General features: G+C 54.8%; 16 protein-coding genes. 9 read left to right on the forward strand and 7 right to left on the reverse strand.

Annotated elements, in window-relative coordinates; all coding sequences use genetic code 11:
- Positions 1-120: 120 nt before the first annotated feature.
- On the forward strand, positions 121-558 hold the full coding sequence (locus H9I52_RS12140; protein WP_187454108.1) for an RDD family protein: 438 nt from the start codon (positions 121-123) through the stop codon (positions 556-558).
- A gap of 217 nt (positions 559-775) precedes the next feature.
- On the forward strand, positions 776-1,507 hold the full coding sequence (locus tag H9I52_RS12145) for an SDR family oxidoreductase (RefSeq protein ID WP_139516313.1): 732 nt from the start codon (positions 776-778) through the stop codon (positions 1,505-1,507).
- A gap of 86 nt (positions 1,508-1,593) precedes the next feature.
- On the opposite strand, the gene H9I52_RS12150 is transcribed toward H9I52_RS12145, so the two are convergent.
- Positions 1,594-2,310 carry an RDD family protein gene (locus H9I52_RS12150; RefSeq protein WP_187454109.1) on the reverse strand — a complete coding sequence of 239 codons (717 nt, stop codon included), beginning with the start codon at positions 2,308-2,310 and terminating at the stop codon, positions 1,594-1,596.
- Positions 2,311-2,408: 98 nt separating this feature from the next.
- Between H9I52_RS12150 and H9I52_RS12155 the strand changes: the two genes are divergently transcribed.
- From H9I52_RS12155 to H9I52_RS12185, 7 genes are all read left to right on the forward strand, one after another.
- Complete coding sequence (locus H9I52_RS12155) at positions 2,409-3,368, forward strand: stage II sporulation protein M (protein WP_187454110.1); 960 nt, start codon at positions 2,409-2,411, stop codon at positions 3,366-3,368.
- Positions 3,369-3,396: 28 nt separating this feature from the next.
- The gene (locus H9I52_RS12160; protein WP_187454111.1) at positions 3,397-4,302 is read left to right on the forward strand and encodes a hypothetical protein; all 906 of its coding nucleotides are present in this window, start codon (positions 3,397-3,399) and stop codon (positions 4,300-4,302) included.
- A gap of 38 nt (positions 4,303-4,340) precedes the next feature.
- Positions 4,341-5,150: a DUF4129 domain-containing protein gene (locus H9I52_RS12165; RefSeq protein WP_187454112.1), complete on the forward strand. Its 810-nt coding sequence runs from the start codon at positions 4,341-4,343 to the stop codon at positions 5,148-5,150.
- Positions 5,150-6,385, forward strand: a complete 1,236-nt coding sequence (locus H9I52_RS12170) for a DUF4350 domain-containing protein (protein WP_187454113.1) — start codon at positions 5,150-5,152, stop codon at positions 6,383-6,385. Before H9I52_RS12165 ends, H9I52_RS12170 begins: the two co-directional genes overlap by 1 nt.
- 213 nt (positions 6,386-6,598) lie before the next feature.
- Positions 6,599-7,666: an AAA family ATPase gene (locus H9I52_RS12175; RefSeq protein ID WP_187454114.1), complete on the forward strand. Its 1,068-nt coding sequence runs from the start codon at positions 6,599-6,601 to the stop codon at positions 7,664-7,666.
- Between the two features lie 64 nt (positions 7,667-7,730).
- On the forward strand, positions 7,731-9,080 hold the full coding sequence (locus tag H9I52_RS12180; RefSeq protein ID WP_187454115.1) for a DUF58 domain-containing protein: 1,350 nt from the start codon (positions 7,731-7,733) through the stop codon (positions 9,078-9,080).
- A gap of 80 nt (positions 9,081-9,160) precedes the next feature.
- The gene (locus H9I52_RS12185; protein WP_187454116.1) at positions 9,161-11,239 is read left to right on the forward strand and encodes a beta-N-acetylhexosaminidase; all 2,079 of its coding nucleotides are present in this window, start codon (positions 9,161-9,163) and stop codon (positions 11,237-11,239) included.
- A gap of 109 nt (positions 11,240-11,348) precedes the next feature.
- On the opposite strand, the gene gmd is transcribed toward H9I52_RS12185, so the two are convergent.
- The 6 genes from gmd to H9I52_RS12215 form a co-directional block, all read right to left on the reverse strand.
- Positions 11,349-12,458 (reverse strand): GDP-mannose 4,6-dehydratase, encoded by a 1,110-nt coding sequence (gene gmd, locus H9I52_RS12190; RefSeq protein ID WP_139516304.1) that lies wholly within the window; start codon positions 12,456-12,458, stop codon positions 11,349-11,351.
- Positions 12,459-12,596: 138 nt separating this feature from the next.
- The gene (locus H9I52_RS12195; protein ID WP_187454117.1) at positions 12,597-13,538 is read right to left on the reverse strand and encodes a GDP-L-fucose synthase family protein; all 942 of its coding nucleotides are present in this window, start codon (positions 13,536-13,538) and stop codon (positions 12,597-12,599) included.
- Between the two features lie 141 nt (positions 13,539-13,679).
- Complete coding sequence (locus tag H9I52_RS12200; protein ID WP_187454118.1) at positions 13,680-17,252, reverse strand: hypothetical protein; 3,573 nt, start codon at positions 17,250-17,252, stop codon at positions 13,680-13,682.
- A gap of 147 nt (positions 17,253-17,399) precedes the next feature.
- Positions 17,400-21,131, reverse strand: coding sequence for a sensor histidine kinase (locus H9I52_RS12205; RefSeq protein ID WP_222940497.1), 3,732 nt, complete (start codon positions 21,129-21,131; stop codon positions 17,400-17,402).
- 86 nt (positions 21,132-21,217) lie between these two features.
- Positions 21,218-21,571, reverse strand: a complete 354-nt coding sequence (locus H9I52_RS12210; RefSeq protein ID WP_262386056.1) for a DUF983 domain-containing protein — start codon at positions 21,569-21,571, stop codon at positions 21,218-21,220.
- 71 nt (positions 21,572-21,642) lie between these two features.
- Positions 21,643-21,831 carry a hypothetical protein gene (locus H9I52_RS12215; protein WP_187454120.1) on the reverse strand — a complete coding sequence of 63 codons (189 nt, stop codon included), beginning with the start codon at positions 21,829-21,831 and terminating at the stop codon, positions 21,643-21,645.
- Positions 21,832-21,841: the final 10 nt, after the last annotated feature.

Below are 21,841 nucleotides of genomic sequence, written 5' to 3' on the forward strand. Positions count from 1 at the left end.
GAGCAGCCGGCTTTTTTGTTTCCTTAGAATATTTATAATGAACCAGAAAAAGTACTAGGTTATTTCTTGCCAATTTTAGAAGTTGCACAGACTATTTAACCCTTTCTGTCCCTTCACTTTATGGAAGTAACTTCTACTGATTCTCAAGAAACCGCCGAACAATTGGAGCTTGCCGGCAAGGGCCGTCGCTTCACCAATTACCTCCTCGACTTGGTTTTTATTTACGCATTTGCCTTCCAGATCGGGATAATTCTATCGGTGGCCGGCATGGAGGCCGCATTAAACCAGCTAGACAACCCGCTGCTCGGCCGCTTATTCGGCGTGCTGGTCCTGATCGTCTATTACTTGTTTTTTGAAACCGTGTTTGGGCGCACCATCGGCAAAATGATAACCGGCACGCGGGTAGTTACTTACGCAGGCACGCAACCCGATTTTCGGACGGTTTTCAAGCGCACGATGTGGCGCTGCGTGCCCTACGAGGCTTTTTCGTTTCTCAAGAGTGAGCAGGGCAAGCACGACTTGCGCTCCGAAACCATCGTGATTCGCGTACGCAAGTAGCAACTTACTGATTATCAACATATTGCGTTAAAGCCGGCGCCCGTTTGGGTTGTCGGCTTTACTTTTTATGCATTCTGTAGCTACTTGACAGGCCCGTGTAGGCCGCATTGTTTGGACCTAGCAAAGTTTGATATTGCCCATCCGGCCGCGATAATTACGTAAACTGCGATCGCGAACCCGAAGTACCACCAGAGCTTACCTCAACCCAACTCACCCTATGAAACGCGTCCTTATTACCGGTGCCAACCGCGGCCTGGGCCTTGAACTCACGCGCCAATACCTGGAGCGCGGCGACCAGGTTTTTGCCGCTACTCGCCAGCCCGAATCAGCCATCGATTTGAACACCCTGCACGAGCAATACCCCGATCGGCTGGTCGTGATTGGCCTTGATGTGACCGATCCGGCTTCGCTGGAAGCGGCCCGCAAAGCCGTAGAAGCCGTCACCGATGGCCTTGATATTCTGATCAATAACGCGGGCATCCTGCCTGGGCACCCAGGTTCTGGCCTCAACGACGACCCCAACACCCAGTATTTAGGCAATCTGCGTTACGACGACGCCCTTCAGGTATTCGGCACCAATGCGGTAGGCCCACTGCTGGTTGCCCAAGAGTTTTTGGGCCTGCTACGAGCTGGCAATAAGAGCCGCATCGTGAGCTTGTCCTCGGGCCTAGGTTCGCTTACGCTTAAGGCCTCGGGCAGCCAGTATCACTACAGCGCCAGCAAAGCCGCCATGAATATGTACATGCGCACTGTGGCTGCCGAAGTCGGCCATTACGGGCTGATTTCAATTATGGTCGATCCGGGCTGGATGCGTACGGACATGGGCGGCACCGGCGCGGCCCTTAACCCCACCGACTCGGCCCGCGGCATCATCCGCCTCACCGATCAGCTTCACGCCGAAGAAAATGGGAGCTTCCTGAATTGGCAAGGACAACACGTTGCTTGGTAACATATTATCAATCAGACAATTGCAAAAATAAAAGAGGCGCCCCGTATGATGTGGGGCGCCTCTTTTAGTACCGATCAAAATGCTACCTATACCTGCTGCATCAGCAGATGCGCGTGATCGCGGAGGATGGTGCGTAAAAAGGCCTCATCAGGCAAGTCGGTGCGGATGCCGGTAACAGATTTCACCTTGACGGCTACTTCGTTGAGCAGCAGATAATTCTGACGCTGCACGCTTTTGAACAGCAGTTGCCGGACGACGGCCACATCGTGGTCGCTGAGCTGCGCGGCCTGCGGAAACACCACCATGTAGTCGGAAGAGGTGAGGCCGGCTGACAAGGGGCTGGCATGCTGCGGCCGAGGCTTCAGGCTAATCACAGCCGTGCCCGCGGCCAAGTCGCCGAGGCGCTGGCCGCGCCCATTGAGCAAAATGGTGAGCGCCGCTATGGCACCGCCAAACGTCAGGATTTCGATGGGGCGTAACAACCAGCGCAGCACGTAATTGCCTAAGCTGGGCCGCGTGCCATCCAGCCGAATCACTTTGATGTGCCGGGCTTTCTTGCCCAGGCTTTGGCCGTTGAAAAAGACCTCGCAAGCCAAGTGGTACACCATCGTCGGTAGCAACATAAACAACACGCCCACCTGGCCTAATCCCAGGCCAAATTGAGAGTTGAGCACGGCGCACAGCAGAAACCACACGAGGTACAGGCCATAGTCGATCAGGGCGGCCAGGATGCGGTCGCCGAGGCTGGCGACCTCGTATTCTAGCGTGACGTTTTGGGTGGTATGAATGCGAATCGTGCTCATAACAAAAGGCCAAATAAGGCCCGGAACGAAGGCTAAATCTTTATATTTGTCAGACTGCGTCTGCCGCTTTTTACTCCGTTTTTACGTGTTGCCCCCTTATGCGCGAAGCCGTTTTCCTGCGTCAGAACGAGGCCAAATGGCGGCGTTTTGAAACCGAGCCCCCCGCCGGCCCCGACGAGCTGGCTACGCGTTTCGTGGAGCTGACCGACGACTTGGCCTTCGCCCAAACCTTCTATCCGAACTCGCCGACCACGCAGTATCTCAACGCGCTGACTGGCAAGCTACACCAGGCCATTTATAAAAACAAAAAGGAGGCTTCGGGGCGGTTTAAGCGGTTTTGGCAGCACGAATTGCCTTTGGCAGTAGGCAGGCATCACCGCACGCTGGGGTGGGCGCTGGTTGTGTTTTTGGTGTTCACGGCACTTGGCGCTTTGTCGGCAGCTTACGACGACACGTTTGTGCGCGTGGTGCTCGGCGATGACTACGTCAACACCACGCTCGACAACATCGAGAAAGGCGATCCTATGGCCGTGTACAAAGGCATGTCGGAAGCGCCAATGTTCCTGTTTATTACCATCAACAACGTGCGCGTGGCCCTGATGACGTTTGCGCTGGGCGTTTCGTTTTCGCTGGGCACGGCATACATGCTGTTCAAAAACGGCGTGATGCTGGGCTCCTTCCAGTACTTTTTCTACCAGAAGGGCGTGTTGTTGCCCTCGCTGCTCACCATTTGGATTCACGGTACGCTCGAGATTTCGGCCATTGTGCTGGCCGGCGGCGCGGGCTTTGTGATGGGCAACAGCCTGCTTTTTCCGGGCACTTATTCGCGCGCGGCCTCCTTCCGGCGCGGTGCCCGCGACGGCGTCAAGATTGCCATTGGCTTGGTACCGATTTTCATCTTGGCGGGCTTTCTGGAAGGCTTCGTGACGCGCCACACCGAAATGCCTGCTGCGCTGAGTGTAGCCATCATCGGCGGCTCGGCAGCCTTTATTGGTTGGTATTTTATCCTGTATCCTCGTCAACTCAGGCTCCGGTTCGGCGACGGCGGCCCTGTTTAACAACTATTTGATTAACAAATACTTACGTATGCAATCAAAATTTACCCAAGAAGCTGATTTCCGCCAGGAACGCGATTTTGGCATGAAGATCAGCGCGACGTTTGAGTTTCTGGCAGCGCATGCGCGGCCCTTGGGCAAGGCCGTGGTGTACATCGTGTTGCCGGTGGCATTGGTAACTGGTATTTCGTTAGGCTTGGCTCAGGCTTCGGTATTCAACCGCGCTCTTACTCAACCCAACCGCGATTTTTCTGCTTTCGGCGCTATTCCGACAGGACTAGGCTACTTTGTCGGTTTGGCCGGCCTGCTCCTGACGTATGTTTTGCTGGCAGCTACGGTTTACGGGTATGTATTGCTTCGCATGGAATCTTCTGTACAAGAAGAGGTTACACCGCGGATGGTTTGGCAAAAAGTTCGCGGCACAGCGCCCTGGATGCTCTTGTCGTTGGTGGGCGTGAGCATTCTTTTGGGTATTGCTTTTGTGCTGCTGTTTGTGCCCGGCATTTACTTAGCAGTACCGCTTAGTTTGTTTATGGTGGTCATGGTGATGGAAGGCGGCAGCTTCGATCGTACGCTGAGGCGCTGCCTGTCTTTGATCAGTGGCAAATGGTGGTCTACCTTAGGGTTGATATTCGTTATGACGCTTATCCAGAGCTTTCTCAACATCATCTTCCAGATCCCGCAGTACCTTGTTTTAGCTGCTAAAGTCATGCATTGGCCAGTATCCGATATAGCAATGATGATAACACAGAGTATTGCTACGGTCGGCGCGAGTCTGCTTTACATTCCCACTATAGTTGCCCTTATGTTTCAATACTTCAACTTGGTCGAGCGCAAAGAAGGCATCGGCTTGCGGGCTTTGGTTGATAGCATTGGGCAAAAGCCGGCGGTCGTGGAAGACTACGCCTACCGCCCGGACGAGGAAGGCGAATATTAATTACTTGATTATCAAATAGTTATACTTAATCAATTTTTTTGATTATTCGCTTGCAATCTCCTTGGCATACATTTCAGTTGCGGCTCGCTAATTTTCTGTTAATCACACAGTTAATTGTCACCTTCTGCGTTTTAGCGCCGCGCTTTGGCGCGGCCCAGGGGCGCGGAGCTTCTCCCAATGGCTCCGTAAATCCGCAGCATTTCCCCGCTGATCGCTCTGCGACTGTTACGCTTCGCCGTCCTGCACCTGGTCGCCTCCACGACTTCCGTCGGCAGCGTGATTTTCAGTACGTGGAAGTCAAGAGTGAAATGAGTGCCTGGGACTTGTTTTGGATGCGTTTCTGGAACAAAGTGTCGGAGTGGCTGAACAGCCGCAGCTACCAGGGTTTCTGGCGTTACGTGTTCTACGCGCTGTTTTTGGGTGCCATCGCATTTGTGATTCTGAAGCTGTTTCAAGTCGATCTGACGGGCGCTTTCGGGCGCTCACCGCGCCGCGCCGCCTTGGCTTATGACACCGAATCGGAAGACATTCATGCGCTGGATTTCAACGCCTTATTAGCCGAAGCTGAAGCCAGCGCCAACTACCGACTGGCTGTGCGCCTGGGTTATTTGCAAGTGCTCAAGCAGCTCACTGACCACCACCTGATCGAGTGGCAGCCCGACAAAACCAACCAAGCCTACGTGCAGGAAATGGCCTCTGCCCCACTTCGGCTGGCTTTTACGGAAATTACGCGCCAGTTTGAGTACGTGTGGTACGGTGAGCTGGCCCTCACCGCCGAGCACTACGCTGTTACCCGCACTGCCCGCCTCGATTTTCTGACTCAACTGGCTAACCGCCGCGCCGCCTGATGACTACGTTTCGCTGGTATCTGGTGGGGTTGTTGGCGCTGTTTGGCAGCTACGTCGCCGTGGAGTATTACCGCCCCAAACCCCTGGATTGGTCGCCGACTTACCTCAACAAAGACAAGATTCCGTATGGCACTTACGTGCTGTACCAAGTGCTGCCCGAGGTGTTTGGCCAGCGAGTTCAGCAAGTGCGGCTGCCCGTCTATAACCAACTTGGCGAAGACTCGGCGCAGACTACCTTACGCACTCCCAAGCACAATTATCTATTTATAAATCAATCATTTACCATAAGCAAACCCGATAGCCGAGCCTTGCTGCGTTACGTGGCCCGCGGCAACGACGTTTTCATCGCGGCCGAACAGTTTAACTCGCATTTCCGCGATACACTAGGGTTTCACACGGCGCCCTTTTTGGGCCGGCACAAGCAGCACCAAGCGCGCACAGCTGCGGATTTGCTTACTGACTCCGTCACGTTGCGGCTGCTCAATCCGCAGCTGGCGCACGCAGCGGGTAGCCGTTTCCGCTACCCGGTTTTAAACGTCACCTCGCGCTTGCTACTCGACAGCCTGACGCGCGGCACACTTCTCGCCACCGACGAGCAAGGCCGCGCCGTGCTGGTGCGGATTCCGCACGGACGCGGCAACTTTTACCTGAGTTCGGTACCCGCCGCGTTCACCAACTATTTCGTGTTGCAGCCTCATACCGAAGGGTTTGCTTTTGCTACTCTTTCGTATTTGCCGGCCCGGCCCATCTGGTGGGATGAGTACCAGAAACAAGGCCGGCCAGGAGAGCAGTCTCTGCTGCGGGTGCTGCTGGAGCACGAGGCCTTGCGAGCGGCGTATTATCTTGGGAGTGTGGGACTTCTGCTCTTCCTGCTCTTCGAAGCCAAACGGCGTCAGCGTATTATTCCGATTCTTAGGCAGCTGCCCAATACCACGCTGCTGTTTGCGAGTACCGTGGCCTCGTTGTACCGACAGGGAAGCAACCACGCGCTTATTGCGGAGAAGAAAATCAGCCTATTTCTGGAGTACCTCCGAACCCGTTTTCAGGAGCCCACTCTGGATCTGAACGATGAGCTACTGCGCGAACGCATTGCTCAAAAGGCAGGTATGCCGCGCGCCAGAATAGACGCGCTGGTACGCACCATCAACTTTAGCCTGACTGCGCCAAGCGTTTCCGACCGCGATTTGCTCCTGCTCAGCAAAACGCTCAATGAGTTTCGAAAAGAGGCAAAATAGAAAATTGCACTGGTATCATAAATTGTATTTTTATAATTTATAACTTTTCTAATACAGATGATAAACTGTATTGGAAAAGCGTAACACCAAATTAACTGAGAATAATAGCCATTAACTATGTAAATATTTCTGAATTATCCAAAAATAGATCTTGTGCTTAAAATCACTCTCTTTATTTATCCCCTTCTTGCCGCCTGAACCTTTTGCCACTTCATGGAAAACGATAATCATTCCTTTGCACCGGAAGCTACGTCCTCGTCTGAGCCGGCCGAAAACACGAGTACAACTAACCTCGCTCAAGCCGCCAGCACCGATGCTTTCGTACCCCGCACCGACTTCAGCCGGTTGAGTGCCAGTGCGGAGGCCGTGCGGCGTGAATTGGGTAAAGTAATTGTTGGTCAGCAGCAGTTGGTAGAGTTACTGCTCACGGCTATTCTGGCCGATGGCCACGTACTGCTGGAAGGCGTGCCGGGCGTAGCCAAAACTCTCATTGCCAAATTATTAGCCCGCACGCTGGATGTGCCCTTTAGCCGCATCCAGTTCACCCCCGACCTGATGCCGTCGGATGTGCTGGGCACCTCGGTTTTTCGGCCCAACAAAGCCGAATTTGAGTTTCGCCCCGGCCCGATTTTCTCCAGCATCATCTTGATCGACGAAATCAACCGGGCACCGGCCAAGACGCAATCGGCGCTGTTTGAGGTCATGGAAGAGCGTCACATAACGCAGGACGGCACCACGTACCAAATGCAGGAGCCCTTTGTAGTACTGGCTACGCAAAACCCTGTGGAACAAGAAGGTACCTATCGGCTTCCAGAGGCCCAGCTCGACCGTTTCCTCTTCAAAATCAACGTGGGTTACCCGACGGCGCAGGAAGAAGTTGCGATCCTGCAAGGGCATCATTCGGGCTTCGGAGGCATACCGCTGGATGCGGTGCAGCCGGTGCTCTCGGCGGCGCAGATTGCAGAGCTACGCCAGCAGGTGCGGCGCCAGCACGTCGAGCCGAAGCTGCTGGAATACATTGCGCAGCTGGTCGGGCAAACGCGGGCACACAAAGCACTTTATCTGGGCGCTTCGCCGCGGGCCTCGCTGGCCTTGCTCAACGGCGCTAAAGCGCTCGCTGCCCTCCGGGGCCGCGATTTTGTCACCCCCGAAGACATCCAGTTCTTGGCTCCTTCCGTGTTGCGTCACCGCATCCTGCTCACCCCCGAGCGCGAAATGGAAGGCGGCACCCCCGACGAAGTAGTACAATTGATTATTCAACAAGTTGAAGTGCCGCGGTAAGAAAGCATTCCTTTCTCATAATATATTGATTATCAATTATTTATAAATAATATTCCCAGATCCAATGAAGTCGCTTTACCTGACAAAGCGTTTTTTTATTGCGTTAGCGCTGGTAGCGACAGGATTTGTAGTGGCGTTTTTTCTGCCTTCGCTGCTACAGCCCATGCGGGTGGCTTTGGGCATGCTGACTACGTTTACCCTGCTTGATTTGCTCTTGCTGTATGCACCCGGCAGCAACGGCGCCGGGCAGGTATTTGGCCGGCGGGTGATGGGCGACAAGCTGGCCAATGGCAGTGACAACGACCTCGCAATCTATCTGGAAAACAGCTACCGGTTCCCGGTGAGCGTTGAAACGATAGATGAGATTCCGCACCAGTTTCAGCGCCGCGATGTGCTGTTTCGCAGCTCGTTGAAGGCTGGCGAAACAGGCATTATTCGTTACCAACTGCGGCCGGTGAAGCGTGGCGAATACCAATTTGGGGCTTTGAACGTGTTTGCTGCCTCGCCCATTGGTTTGGTGCGGCGGCGCTTCCGCTACGGGCAAGATCAGATGGTACCGGTGTATCCGTCGTTTTTGCAAATGCGCCAATATGAGCTGCTTGCCATTAGCAACCGGCTTACCGAAGTCGGCGTGAAGCGTATCCGGCGGGTGGGCCACAGCCTGGAGTTTGAGCAGGTCCGGCCCTACGTGCCCGGCGACGACCCGCGGGCCATCAACTGGAAAGCCACGGCGCGCCGCACCGATGCCAGCGGCGACACCTTGATTGTCAACCACTTCCAGGACGAACGCGCGCAGCAAGTGTACTCCCTCATTGACAAAGGCCGGGTGATGCGCATGCCATTTCAAGGGCTGAGCCTGCTGGATTATGCCATCAATGCGGCGCTGGTCGTCAGCAACATTGCCATTATTAAGCACGATAAAGCGGGCCTTATTACGTTCTCCGACCGTTTGGGCGCGCTCCTGCCCGCCGACCGTCGCGGCGGCCATATGCTCAAGATCCTAGAGGTTCTCTATAAGCAGCGCACCAAGTACTTAGAAACGGATTATGAGTTGCTGTATACCAACGTCAAAGCCAAAATTCGTCAGCGCAGCCTGCTGATTCTTTACACCAATTTCGAGACGCTGAACGGCATGCAGCGGCAGCTCCCATACCTGCGGCGCCTGGCCAAAGACCATTTGCTCCTAGTTGTGTTTTTTGAAAACACCGAGCTACGCCACTACCTCGATGCGCCAGCCCGCACCACAGAAGAGGTTTATAATCAGACAATTTCCGAAAAGTTCGCTCAAGAAAAGCGGCAGATCGTGCGCGAGCTGCAACGCTACGGAATCCACGCGCTGCTCACGGCACCCGAGCACCTGACCGTAAACACCCTCAATCGGTATTTGGAGTTCAAAGCCCGCGGGTTGATTTGAGCAGCAAAGCAGACAGCACGCAACTACCTATCTTGCCTTGCCGATTTTCGTATGCTGGCTTGGTCGCTTAACCCACTCGTATGCTTCGTTCGCTTTTCCTTTTTGCCGCCGCGCTCTCTAGCGTAATTACCCCAGCCGCTTGTCAAACGCAGACGCCCACCGTAACGTCTGTGAGTTCGGCCAACCTGATGCCCGTGCCGGCCGAGGCACATTGGGGAGCCGCCCGCCTGTCCATCAAAGGCCAACTGAGTGTACAGCTAGAAACTGATTCGGATCCGGCTGTGCGCGAAGCTTCGGCCCGGTTCGTAGCCCGTTTGGCGCAGCGCACCAAGCAAGTTGACGCGGGCAAAGCACCCGGCCTTACCATTCATTACGGACGAGCTGGGCAAGCCAAGCTGAGCGAAGATGAATCCTACAGCTTGCGCGTAACGCCCATGGGCATCGCGCTTACCTCGGCAACGAGTATAGGCGCCCTGCGCGGCCTAGCCACGCTGGAACAACTGGTGGTGCAGGACAAAAAGGGATTCTATTTTCCCGAAGTCGACATTACCGACCAGCCTCGGTTTGCCTGGCGTGGTTTGCTAATGGATGCCGCGCGGCATTTCATGCCGGTTTCCGTCGTCAAGCGCAACCTAGACGGTATGGCGGCGGTGAAACTCAACGTGCTTCATTGGCATCTATCAGATGATCAGGGTTTTAGAGTAGAGAGCAAGTTATTTCCGCGTTTGCAGCAAGTAGGTGGTGAGGGCCACTACTATACCCAAGATGAGGTAAAAGAGATTGTCCGGTATGCGGCGGCCCGTGGCATCCGGGTGATCCCGGAGTTTGACATGCCCGGCCACACCACGGCCCTGATTGCGGCCAATCCAACCTTGGCCAGCAACGACTCTACGTATGGTGTGACGGACCGCTGGGGCATTCTCAACATCGCCATCGACCCAACCCGGGAAAGCACCTACGAGTTTCTGGACAAGCTTTTTGGCGAAATGACCGTGCTGTTCCCCGATCCCTATTTCCACATCGGCGGCGACGAAAACGACGGGCGTCAATGGAAACGCAATCCGCGGATTGCCGCTTTCATGCGCGAAAACCACATGGTGAAAGCCAATGGCCAGCTCGACAACCATGCGCTGCAAACGCACTTCAATCGGCGCATCTTGCCCCTGCTGACCAAATACGGTAAGACGATGGTGGGTTGGGACGAGATTTTGGGGCCAGGCCTTCCTGAAAGTGCCGTTATCCAGAGTTGGCGCGGGCGAAAAGGGCTTTTTGAAGCTGCTAAAGCGGGGCACGCCACGCTGCTTTCCAACGGCTACTACATCGATTTGAACTACGGCGCCGCCAGCCATTACCTCAACGACCCTTTGCCCGCCGACGCCCCACTCACCGACGCCCAGAAGAAGCTGATTTTGGGAGGTGAAGCCACCATGTGGAGCGAATTTGTGGATTCTACCATTGTTGACAGCCGGATCTGGCCGCGCGCAGCGGCAGTTGCAGAGCGGCTGTGGTCGCCGGCTACGGTACGCGACGTGCCGGATATGTATCGCCGGTTGGCAGCAGTCAGCGACGAGATGGAGCTACTAGGCCTGCAACACCGCCGCGCGCCCGAACAGATCTTAAAGCAATTGGCCGCAGGCCGCGACGTGGCCCCGCTCCGCACGCTGGCCAGCGTAATCGAACCCGTAAAAGAATACAAGCGGCATTTTCAGGGCTTCAAGTATACGACTCGCACACCCCTGAATCGTCTGGTAGATGCGGCCCTACCCGAATCGGAGGTAGCCCATCAGTTTGGGGTCCAAGTTGATAAACTGGTACAAGGTATTTCAACGGAAACCGGCAGTAGAATGCCCAAAGACGCTTCGGCCCGTGCGGCGCTCATCGCGGTACAGGCACAGCTTGCTCAATGGCAAGTCAATGACAAACTGCTTCAACCTACCCTCGCTGCCTCGCCCTTGCTTCAAGAATATGCTCCCCTGTCCGTGCGGCTCAGTGCCTTATCGGGTTTAGCTTTGGAGCGCTTGCGTATGCTGGAAAAAGGAGAAGTTCCGTCGGCAGCCTGGCAAGCCGCTGCGCTGAAGCAAGTGGAAGCCGCTAAAGCACCCGCCGGTCAGACGGAACTCGTTGTGGTGGACAGCCTGCGCAAGCTGCTGGCAAGCTAACCCACTCCTTCTTCATAAAGTAAAAAGAGCCGCTAAGATCTTAGCGGCTCTTTTTACTTTATGAATACAAATACTTGATAATCAAGCATTTACATCTAAATTTTCTTACCTATTCTTTGTAGGTGAATACTTTGTGACCACCTTTCAACAGGTACTTATCGCGCTTGAACAGGTCGACGTCGGCTTTCACCATTTCGCTCACCAAGCCAGCTAAATCGTAACGGGGCTCCCAGCCCAGCTTCTCTTTGCACTTGGTAGGGTCACCGATTAGCAGTTCTACTTCCGTGGGGCGGAAATAAGCCGGATCGATTTTCACTACTACTTGGCCGATAGGCAGTTGGTATTCGGGATCGCTGCATTCGGTTACCGTTCCGATTTCGTCAACGCCTTCGCCGCTGAAGCTTACGGTAACGCCCACTTCTAAGAATGCCAGACGAATGAACTCGCGAACGGTGGTCGTAACGCCGGTGGCGATGACAAAGTCTTCGGGAACCTCCTGTTGCAGAATCAGCCACATGGCCTCCACGTAATCCTTGGCGTGGCCCCAGTCGCGCTTTGCGTCCAGGTTACCCAGGTCGATGCAATCTTGCAGACCCGTCACGATCTGGGCTACGCCACGGGTAATTTTGCGCGTCACGAAGGTTTCCCCGCGCATCGGCGACTCGTGGTTGAACAGGATACCGTTGACAGCGAACATGTTGTACGCCTCGCGGTAGTTGACCGTAATCCAGTAAGCATAGAGCTTAGCCACCGCGTAGGGCGAGCGTGGGTAGAAGGGCGTGGTTTCCGATTGGGGCACCTGCTGCACCAAGCCATACAGCTCGGAAGTCGAGGCCTGGTAGATCTTGGTCTTCTTCGTAAGCCCCAGAATCCGAACCGCTTCCAGAATACGCAGTGTACCTACGCCATCCACATCGGCCGTGTATTCGGGCGCATCGAACGACACCTTCACGTGCGACATTGCACCCAAGTTGTAGATCTCGTCGGGCTGCGTTTCCTGAATCAACCGGATCAGGTTGGTGGTATCCGACAGGTCACCGTAATGCAGCTTAAACTTGGCATCAGGGTCGTTGCCTTCGTAGAGGTGGTCTACGCGGTCGGTGTTGAAAAGCGACGAACGACGCTTTACGCCGTGGACTTCGTAGCCTTTGTTTAGTAAGAACTCGGCCAGATAAGATCCGTCTTGACCGGTGATACCCGTGATTAGAGCAACTTTCATGAGGAAATGCTTTTGATTGATAAAAGGCTCTGTATCAACATGATGTGCCAGAGCACTAAACAAAAAGATTTTATGGGCGTGGGCTGTTTACTGCCAAATCAAAGGCCTATAGGAACAGCCATTTAAAACTACAAAGCGCTATGCCTGAGGCTGTTCTACCTTGGTCAGAAAGTCCTGGTAAGCCTTCCTAACACCCTCTTCCAGAGAAGTGGAATATCGCCAGCCTAGTTTTGCCAATTTGCTGACATCCATGAGCTTGCGCGGCGTACCATCGGGGTAAGTCGAGTTGAAAACCACGTTTCCTTCGTAGCCCGTTACGGATTTGACAAGCGCAGCCAGCTCAGCGATGGATACGTCCTCGCCGGTTCCGATGTTGACCAAGCCAGCCTCGTCGAAGTTTTCCAGCAGAAAGTAGCAGGCATCCGCCAAATCGTCGACGTACAAAAATTCGCGGCGCGGCGTGCCCGTGCCCCATATCTCAACTTCCGGCGCGTTGTTTTGCTTTCCTTCGTGAAACTTACGCAGCAACGCAGGCAGCACGTGCGAGTTTTTAAGGTCGTAGTTGTCGTTGGGGCCGTACAGGTTGGTGGGCATAGCCGAGATGAAGTTCACCCCGTACTGGCTCCGGTACGCATCACACAGCTTAATGCCGGCGATTTTGGCGATGGCGTAGGGTTCGTTGGTTTCCTCCAGAGGGCCGGTCAGGAGCGAATCTTCGTTCAGCGGCTGCGGCGCCATTTTGGGATAGATGCACGATGAACCCAGAAATAGCAATTTCTTCACCCCGTGCAGATAGCTTTGGTGAATGACGTTGCTTTCGATCATTAAGTTATCGTAGATGAACTCGGCCCGGTAGGTGTTGTTGGCCCAGATGCCTCCTACTTTGGCAGCAGCCAGGATTACATATTCGGGCTTTTCCGTTTCGAAGAAATCAGCTACTGCCGCCTGATTGCGCAGGTCGAGTTCGGCAGAATTACGAACCACAAAGTTGGTATGCCCCGCGCGTTGCATGCGGCGCATGATTGCAGAGCCCACCATTCCGCGGTGGCCTGCGATGTATACAGGAGCGTCGAGATTCATGTATTTTTCTTTAATAACGTAGGAGTATTGCCAGACTTCATGTATGCAATCAGAAGGTAAAGGTAACCTGCAATACCCAAATCATGTGTTTGTATGATCAGGAAAGCTGAGCAGTTCCGTCCTTCGTAGCTGGAAATATAATCAGAACAGCACGGAAACTTGCATGCGGCCGGTGTGTACGGCGCCAAGCCCGTTGGGTTTTCGGCCGTCGTAGGCTAAGGTGAGGTTCAGGCCGTTACTAAGGCGTTGTTCGAGGTTAAGATTCCAGGTCAGGTTGTTGCCGGGCCGCAAGGCATTCAGGATCTCCAGACCAACCAGCGATGCCTGTTCTCCCGTAAATCCCACGCGCACAAAGCGGGTCGCGGCCGTTACGGTACGTTTGCTGACCTGGCTAAGCCGGGTTTCAAGACCTAACTCATCAAAAACGCCCCGCGTCTCGAGTTCTGGCCCTTGCGTGTTTTGCTTATTCGAGTGCACGTAAGTGCCCGTAAACCGTAAGGCCGTAGTTGGTTGGTAGCTGATTTCGGGGGTGGCTTCGTATATCAACAGCCGATAATTGCGGTTGGGCTGCGTGATAAGTGTCTGATAATCCGATACATTCTGCCGGATACTACGCGTCGTGGTAAGCCGGCCGGTGAAGGATTGAGCCAGCGTGCGCCGCAGCAGAATGCTCTGGCTGGCGAGGTTGCGGATGTCGGAACCGTTGGTGAGCAGTACTTTTTGCTGGGTTTGCTGCACCGTAAACTCTGCCCCGAAGATGGGATTGGAGCGGTTGAAATACAGCGTATTACGCAGCAGCTTATTGAGGGACAGCAACAGAGCATCGTCGGTTTGCAATGCAAAGGGATTCAGCCGCGAACCTAGGCTCTTGTCGGTAGTGCGACGGTCTAAGGCGACGCTGGTAAGCGTGCTAAAACGGGCCGCTGCTGCCCACCAACCACCCTTTTCGCGCCAGCTGCGCGGGGCTGCCATGGTGAGGCGATAGCTGAACCGATTGGTAAAGGCCGAGATATAGTCGCTGGTCGGCAGAAACACCTTGATGTGCGTCCGGTATTGTGCATCCGGCGTTTGGGCCTCAAAAAACTCTTCTTTATCCTGCCGACCGTTGCCGTTGGCGTCGCCACCGTAATAGTGCGTGCCTTGGCCATTGGGCACGGGCAAAAAGGAGTAATCGCGCCGCAGTTCCCGACCCGTCGCGACGCTGTAACTCAACTCCGATCGAATCTGGTTTTGCAGCAATGAGGCGTTCCAGTCCAGTTTGGCCAATACGGTCCGCTGCCGGGCACTATCCCGCACAGCCAAATCACGATACGTAGCTAATACATTGATATCCTGATATTTACCAATACGACTAATAAAAATTCCCTGCCAAGTCTGAGCGCGGCCGCGCAGCTGCAAGGCATCGTTGAGCGTGTCGCGGTCGCGGCGGTAGGTATAGTCGATGCGGAACCGGGTTTTGGCGCTGTCGCGGCTTTGGATGAAGAAAGCATGCTCGTCGTAATAGTTGGCCGAGCTAAGCGAATCGCCACCGGGTAGCGCCACCCGGTTTTTGTCGAAACGGTACGCGTACCCCGGCACGATGGCCCCGCGCACGTAGCGCGCCGTTGCCTCGCCTCGCGCCCAGCGCGATTGCCGACGGCCAGCTTCGGAGCTCAGCAGAAACAAGCCGCCGCGCATTTCCACAGCGCCCAACTGGTGCGCCACATCAAGCCAGTTCTGCACTCCGTTGACTTCGCCCGCGCGGTAGCGGCGGCTCAGCCGGTAGTTGAACAGGTTGTTAGGATCTTTTACTGCCCCCGCCGAGAAGTTAAAAATATTGTCTTCGCGCGCAGGACGCCGGGTAGCGTTGCCCTGTACCGTGCTGGTTGTGCTCCAGTTGCGGTCAAATTCGATGTCGCGGTAGCGATCTACGGGCGAGAATCGGCTGCTGGTGTATTCGTAATCCAGCGTACTGCGGAACTTGTAGTTCTTCAGGATGGGCAGGTTCAACTCCCGATCCTGCACCGCGTACCCGACGCGAAAGGCTTGCCCCTTATCCGATTGTGGCGAAAAGCGGTTTAAGTCGAGATCCGAAGAAGAAAGATCGACAAAAACCATAGCCGTCGAATCGAGGCGGTAGCTGGCGCCCATCGTCACCATCTGCTTTTGCAGGGGCGTCGGGAGCAGGCGCACCGGCTGGTAACGCCCCTGCCGCTTGCCGTTGACGGGGGCTACGTATTCAAATACGCGCCCGTTGGCATTGGCATTTTGGCTGCTCAGCACGTAATCGCCCTCTCCTTGTGCCACTTCCGTAAACCGAACGTTATAGACGCCCCGCGTAGAATCGGGAGGATACGAAAACGACGCAATGCGCTGATTGGTAACCGGATCTAACCGAACCTGCCGGCTGTATTGCACCTGACGCCGGTCATAAGCCACAGAGTCGGCGCCGGGCGTAACGGCCTGCGCCACGTTGTCGGGGATGCGGCGCAATAATTCCCGATCCGATTCCTTCAGCTCCAGGTTTGGTGAGTTATCGGGGTTATCCGATTCGCGGTAATAGTTTGCGTGCACTTGCAACCGGCCCAACTCCTGGTAGTGACTGAGCTGGAAAAGCGAGCGGGCATAGTTGAAGTCGGAGTACTCAAAATCAACCTTGATGCGCGAGTTGCGAGTAATCAGGTGCTTGGGCGTAAAGGTGATCTCGGCTTGGTTGTAATCGATGACGTAATCGAAATCGAAGCCGCGCGTCATCAGCCGGCCATCGAGGTACACCCGCTCCGAGTTGGCAAGCACGATGATAAACTGCTCCCCATTAGGCCCGCGCAATCGGTACGGTCCCTGCACGTTTTCCAGCGGCGCGATATCAATTGAGGCAAATTTGCCCTTGGCCACACCAGCAGCGGCTGTGGTACTGCTCCGCCTGCCGGGGCCTTGCACCAAATTGGCTTCTACGGCTGCGCCCTGCACGTTTTTGTAGTACCGCAGGAAATAGTCAGGCTTGTTGCGAAACACCACGTCGCCGGCCGACAGGTTCCAGCGCGGATGCGTGAGCGTGATGTAAATGCGGTCGAACTGCTGGAGCTGCTGCGTGTTGCCCTCCGGCTGAAACGGCACGTTCTGATCCGAAATAGCAGCAATCAGATTGATCTGATCGGTCAGTTTGCCTTCCAATTGCAGGTTAAGCGCTGAGTTAACGAACACGTTCTGCGTATTGCCGAAGGAAATTCCGCGCGCCAAATTGCCCGTTTTGTTGATACCCGGCGTACTGAGAATCTGCTCTTTGACCGCAAAATCTTCGTAGCTGAAAGGCCTGCGCGGAAAGCCAACGCTGTCGATCAGGCTGCGCGGGCGACGGTAGCGCGGGGCCGTGAGCCGCAGCGGCAACACCCGGTAGCAGACCAAAACGGAATCGGGTTCGGCGGCCGGAAATTGCAAGTCAGGTTGGCCAGGCTCGGGCGCTGGAAAGCGGCTTTGGGCCCGGATAAAAAAGTATTGATCGGAGCGCGAATCGTACGATACGGAGCGCCCATTGGCCGTCACCGACGACGGCACTACGGTAAGCGAATCCGGAAGCCGAAACGCCGTAGAATCGCGGCCCGGCACGAGCCGAAGCCATTGGCAACGGCGGGTATTGGGCGGCCCAATCTGTTGGCCCACAACAACATCAGCCACCAGCAGCAGGACGAGCAGCAGGCAAAAGCGCAGGAGGCCGTGCGTAGTGCTGCTAATCATACGGTGTATTAAAGGGACTGATAACCAATACTTCTTCAGCTCAACAACGCTCGGAGCCGCCAGATTCGTGCCGTGGCTTTGCCCGCTTATGGGCTGCTATATTCTGCTTATTTGCTTTATAAAATTATAAGCACTTCACTATCAAGCTTATTCGGGAGCTAGCGGTAGCTCTACACAGAAAGTAGTACCGACGCCTTCCTGGGTTTCAAACCAAATCCGGCCGCCGGCGCTCTCGATGCCGCGGCGCGCCACAGCCAAGCCAATACCGGAACCCGAGGCTTTGGTGGTGAAATTGGGCACAAATATTTTGTCGCGTACCGCCTCCGGAATGCCCGTGCCGTTGTCCTGTATGCAAATCCGGACCCGATCGGTGCCTACCGGCTCTAGTTTGGCTTTGATTTTGGATTTACGCCCCTCAGGCACCGCCTGCAACGCATTGATTAACAAATTGTTAAGCGTACGTACCAGCAGATTTTCGTCGGCATAAACGATATAGCGTTCCTGTTCTGCGTCGTCGGGCAACACCAACGGAATGCCGCCCACCAACCCGCCTTGGTGCAACTCAACTGTGCGCCGCAGAATAGGCACAATATCCAAGCGCTCGGGTCGCATGGCGGGCAAATTGGTGAACGTGCTAAACGATGTGGCAATATCCGTAAGCACATCAATCTGAGTGATAAGCGTTTGCGAAATCTTGCCAATCAACTCCTCGGTATTGGGGCGGCGCTCCGCAATGGCTTTTTGCAGGTATTGCAGCGAAAGCTTCATCGGCGTAAGCGGATTCTTGATCTCGTGCGCTACTTGGCGGGCCATTTCGCGCCACGCGGCCTCTTTCTCCTGGGTGGCCAACTCCTGTTTGCTCTCTTCTAGCTTCAGCAACATGGCGTTGTACTCGCGCACCAGTAACCCGATTTCGTCCGACGATTGATACGAGAGCATCTCGTTTTGCCCCGTAAGCGTGGTATGGCGCAGCTTCTCGGTAATGAGCTTCAGCGGCTCGGTTAGGATGCGGGAAGCAATAAACGTAAGCAACAGGAACAGAATGAACATCACCGTGAAGATGTTCAAGATGGTGGAAATCAACTCAATAAGCTTGTTGTCCAAATCCTTTTCCGAATCGAAGAAGGGAATGCCAACGTAACCAATCACGGTACCCGAACGCCCCGGCTGCGCCGACGGTGCCCGCAACGGCAGATACAGCGCGTTGAACGACAACGAACCCGCCTGCTCCGAAAGCAGCACCCGCGGCTGCCCGCGCTCGGCCAAAGAGGCCACCGCCTGTGCATTCATCAGCGGGCTGAGCAGCCCCGATTCAAAGATGATGGGCTGGCTGCTCACCAGCAGATTGCCGTCGGCACCGTACAGGTTCAGGTCGGTTTCCGTGAGGCTGGCTACGTTGTCGGCCAAATCGGTGAGGGCAACGCGGCCGGCCGAATCAGCCAATAAAGCACTATTTTTCAACAAGTTCTCCTGCACGGCCTTGCCGCGGCGCTCGTAGTTGCGCCGTAAGTCGCGCTTGTAGGAATCGGTAACCTGACTGGCCGTGGCAATGCTGACGACCAAGAGCGGAATGAAGATTCCGAAGTTGAGGAACAGCTGAATCTTGGTGCTGAAGTTGGTGCGGAAGACGTTCAGGTAACGTCCTTTGGCCAGCATATACAAGCCCACGCAAAGCAGCCAGCAAAACGTGTGCAGCAGAAACAGGAAGGAAAAATTGGCCAGCCAGTTGCTAAACGAATACGTGTAAGTCGTCACAACCACAGTTCGGTGCTGGGCACCGCGCACAGCCAAGTGGTGCACCCGCCCAATCGACAAGCCCGAAGTATACAACCGCGGATCAGCCAACTGGGTGGTGGTCAGGCGGTTGACGTAATCAAAATCACCCTCACTATATACCAAGCGGTTATTTTCATACCCGGCATAGCTCAACTCGGGTCCTAAGCCGGGTTGAAAGAACTTTTGGTCAATCAGCAGCTCCGGCACCACGCTGTATGCCGTTATCTTCTTGAGCGACAGCTCCAAAACAATCGTGCAAACTCCGGGCGTAAGAGTCCGGACGGGCAGGAAAGCCACATAGCGCCGCGAGCTAAACGAGTTGCTGTTGTGAATCAGGTACAGGTTGGGCTGGTCGGTAGAGACGGCAGTACGCAACAACCTGTTTCTGAATTGCTTAAGCGACCCGATGCCATCGTCGGGCTCAACCGGCCGGCCGGCTTGGTCGAATAGGGTTACAATGACTTCGTACTTGTCGAAATAATCGCGCAGGTAATGCTTCACGATTTTTTGGCGCACCATGTCCTGATTGGAGAACGGACTGCCCAACTTCTTGATAATCAGAGAGTCTTCGGCGATGCTATGCATGCGCTCGGCCAACAGATACTCGCCCTGCAAGTCGTTGTCTACCAATAAGTTACCTGCTACACGCTGTTTATTTAGAATCAGTTGGCGATCGAAGTGCTCGTACAAGGCCAAGCTGCCAACAGCCGAGCTGATGGCCAGCATCATGAAAATAAACAGGTACACTTGGTATGGCACCACGGCAGCCAATTGCTTGATGCCGGTGAGGCGCAGCACGAAGAAGAAAATAAACGTGATGCCCAGCAGGGTTGCCGCGTGCAACTGCTCGGTAATCAGCCAGGTAGGCAGAAGCACCAACGCAGTCAACAGCAAAATGAGTGCTGTAACTCGTTTGCTCGAGGGATGTTCGATGGCGCTGAAAACCTGCGCCAGTATGTAGAAACCAATCAGATACCCAACGGTATGCAGAATGATGGCCAGGCAGAGCAGGATTTTGAATCCGGAAACCTGGATATCCTGCGTGACATCCAGCACAAGCTGGGAGTTGTTGAAGGTATTGGCGTAAAAGTGGTAAAGTGATTCGAGCAGGCTATAAAAACCCGCTATGGCGAGCATGCCGACAATTGCTCGCGGCCCGATGCCACTTATACGCCGGAACAGACGCATTACGCCGTACCAGCGAAACAGCAAAAGCACGTAGTAGGCGGCCACCACGAAAAGAGCCGCGTTGATCAGCAAGTCACCCAGGGAAGGCGACAGCAGAGAAGCTGCATAGACTTTAGGGTCGAAGAGCGGCAACTCAATAAAGGAAAAGGGCAGTCCAAAGTAGAGCAGACCGCCCCGAAATACAGCCAGCGGCACGACCACGGCCAAGGCTCCTTGCAGTACTTTGCTCTGGGCAAAGAGGTGCTGGGCCAACTTTATCCAGCCCGCCAAATAGAATCCAAAACCGATCAGAAGCAGGGCTAACGGCAGATATTCGCCCGTTACGGGATTGGGCTGCATGCTTTCCACCGAGAAAAGGTAGTTGCCTTCCTCGGCGTACAAACGGGCAAAATGAGGATTGGAACTATTGGGAATGAGCTTCACCGCCATGCCGCGAAACAAGGCGCGTTCAGAGCCCTCCCGCAGGTAGCGGTTGCTGATGCCGTAATGGCGCTCCAGCGGAACATACGTCAGGATAACGTATTGCCCGACTAATCGCCTCAATACCAAGAAGTTACCAAACTTCATTTCCACAAGCTTTTCGCGGAAATTCTGGCCGACATTCTCAGCCTCGGGTTTGGTTGTATGGTCAGACCAGTAAAGCAACTTCTCGCCCTTAAAGACGAAGCAGGGATAGGTGGTGCGGTTGATTAAGGTACTGAAGCGGAGCTTTTTTTGCAGTATTTGCTCGGCTACTACATCGGCTTCGCCCTCAGCAGTTTGCTCAGCATCGATAAGCATAGCCTGCAAACGGGCTGTATCGGCACGTGAAAGCACGCCGGCCTCTTGGCCGTAATGGTTACTCACGTAAGCCCCCACCAAGCAAAGCAAAGAAGCCAGCAATAACAGCAGTGGGGAAAAGCGATACGATTTCAACAGGAGAATAGCTAAGCTAGACAACACCGCCGCAGCGGACCGAGATATAGGCTTCTAACAAAAATGCCGCCATTCGGCGGCATTTCCTATTCACGACCAAAGCGTTGCGCTTCCAAGGAAGGCCCTCTGGCTAGGGATTGATCATAATCGATGCCTCCAAACAAGTAAAGCATCACTGCGCGGGCATAGCGAAACATCATTGGGGTCAGCAACAGTACGACTGCCGCTACCGTGGTCACGTACACCCAAACCGGGGGATCGCCTGCCAGGAAATAGAGTCCGATGCCCGTTAATACAACGATGCCTACTGAGAAGCCATAGCTCACGTACATTGCGCCCCAATAGAAGCCTACTTCCGGCTCGTAGTGCTGGCCGCATACGCTGCACGTCTCGTACATGTCGTCGAACTTGGCAAGGTTCCAGACTGAGTACCGAAACAACGGGCCACGCCGGCATCTTGGACACCGCAGCGCCACGAGGGCTAAGATGGCCGAGTGAGGGCTTGAGCCCACTACTTCTTCTGGTGGCTGTGCCGATACCAGAAGAAACCCACTGCACCCATTAGCAGATAAGGGATGGTCATCAGATAAACGATGCCCTTGTTCAACCCCGTGTAGTCGGCGGCATCTTTTTCGGTCCGCGCCGATTCTACCTGCGTCTTGCACATGGTGCATTGCGCTTGTGCTGCTATCGGTGCCATGCTAAGCAAC

The sequence above is a fragment of the Hymenobacter sp. BT491 genome, from assembly GCF_014349165.1.
In the GTDB taxonomy this organism is placed as follows: Bacteria; Bacteroidota; Bacteroidia; order Cytophagales; family Hymenobacteraceae; genus Hymenobacter; species Hymenobacter jejuensis.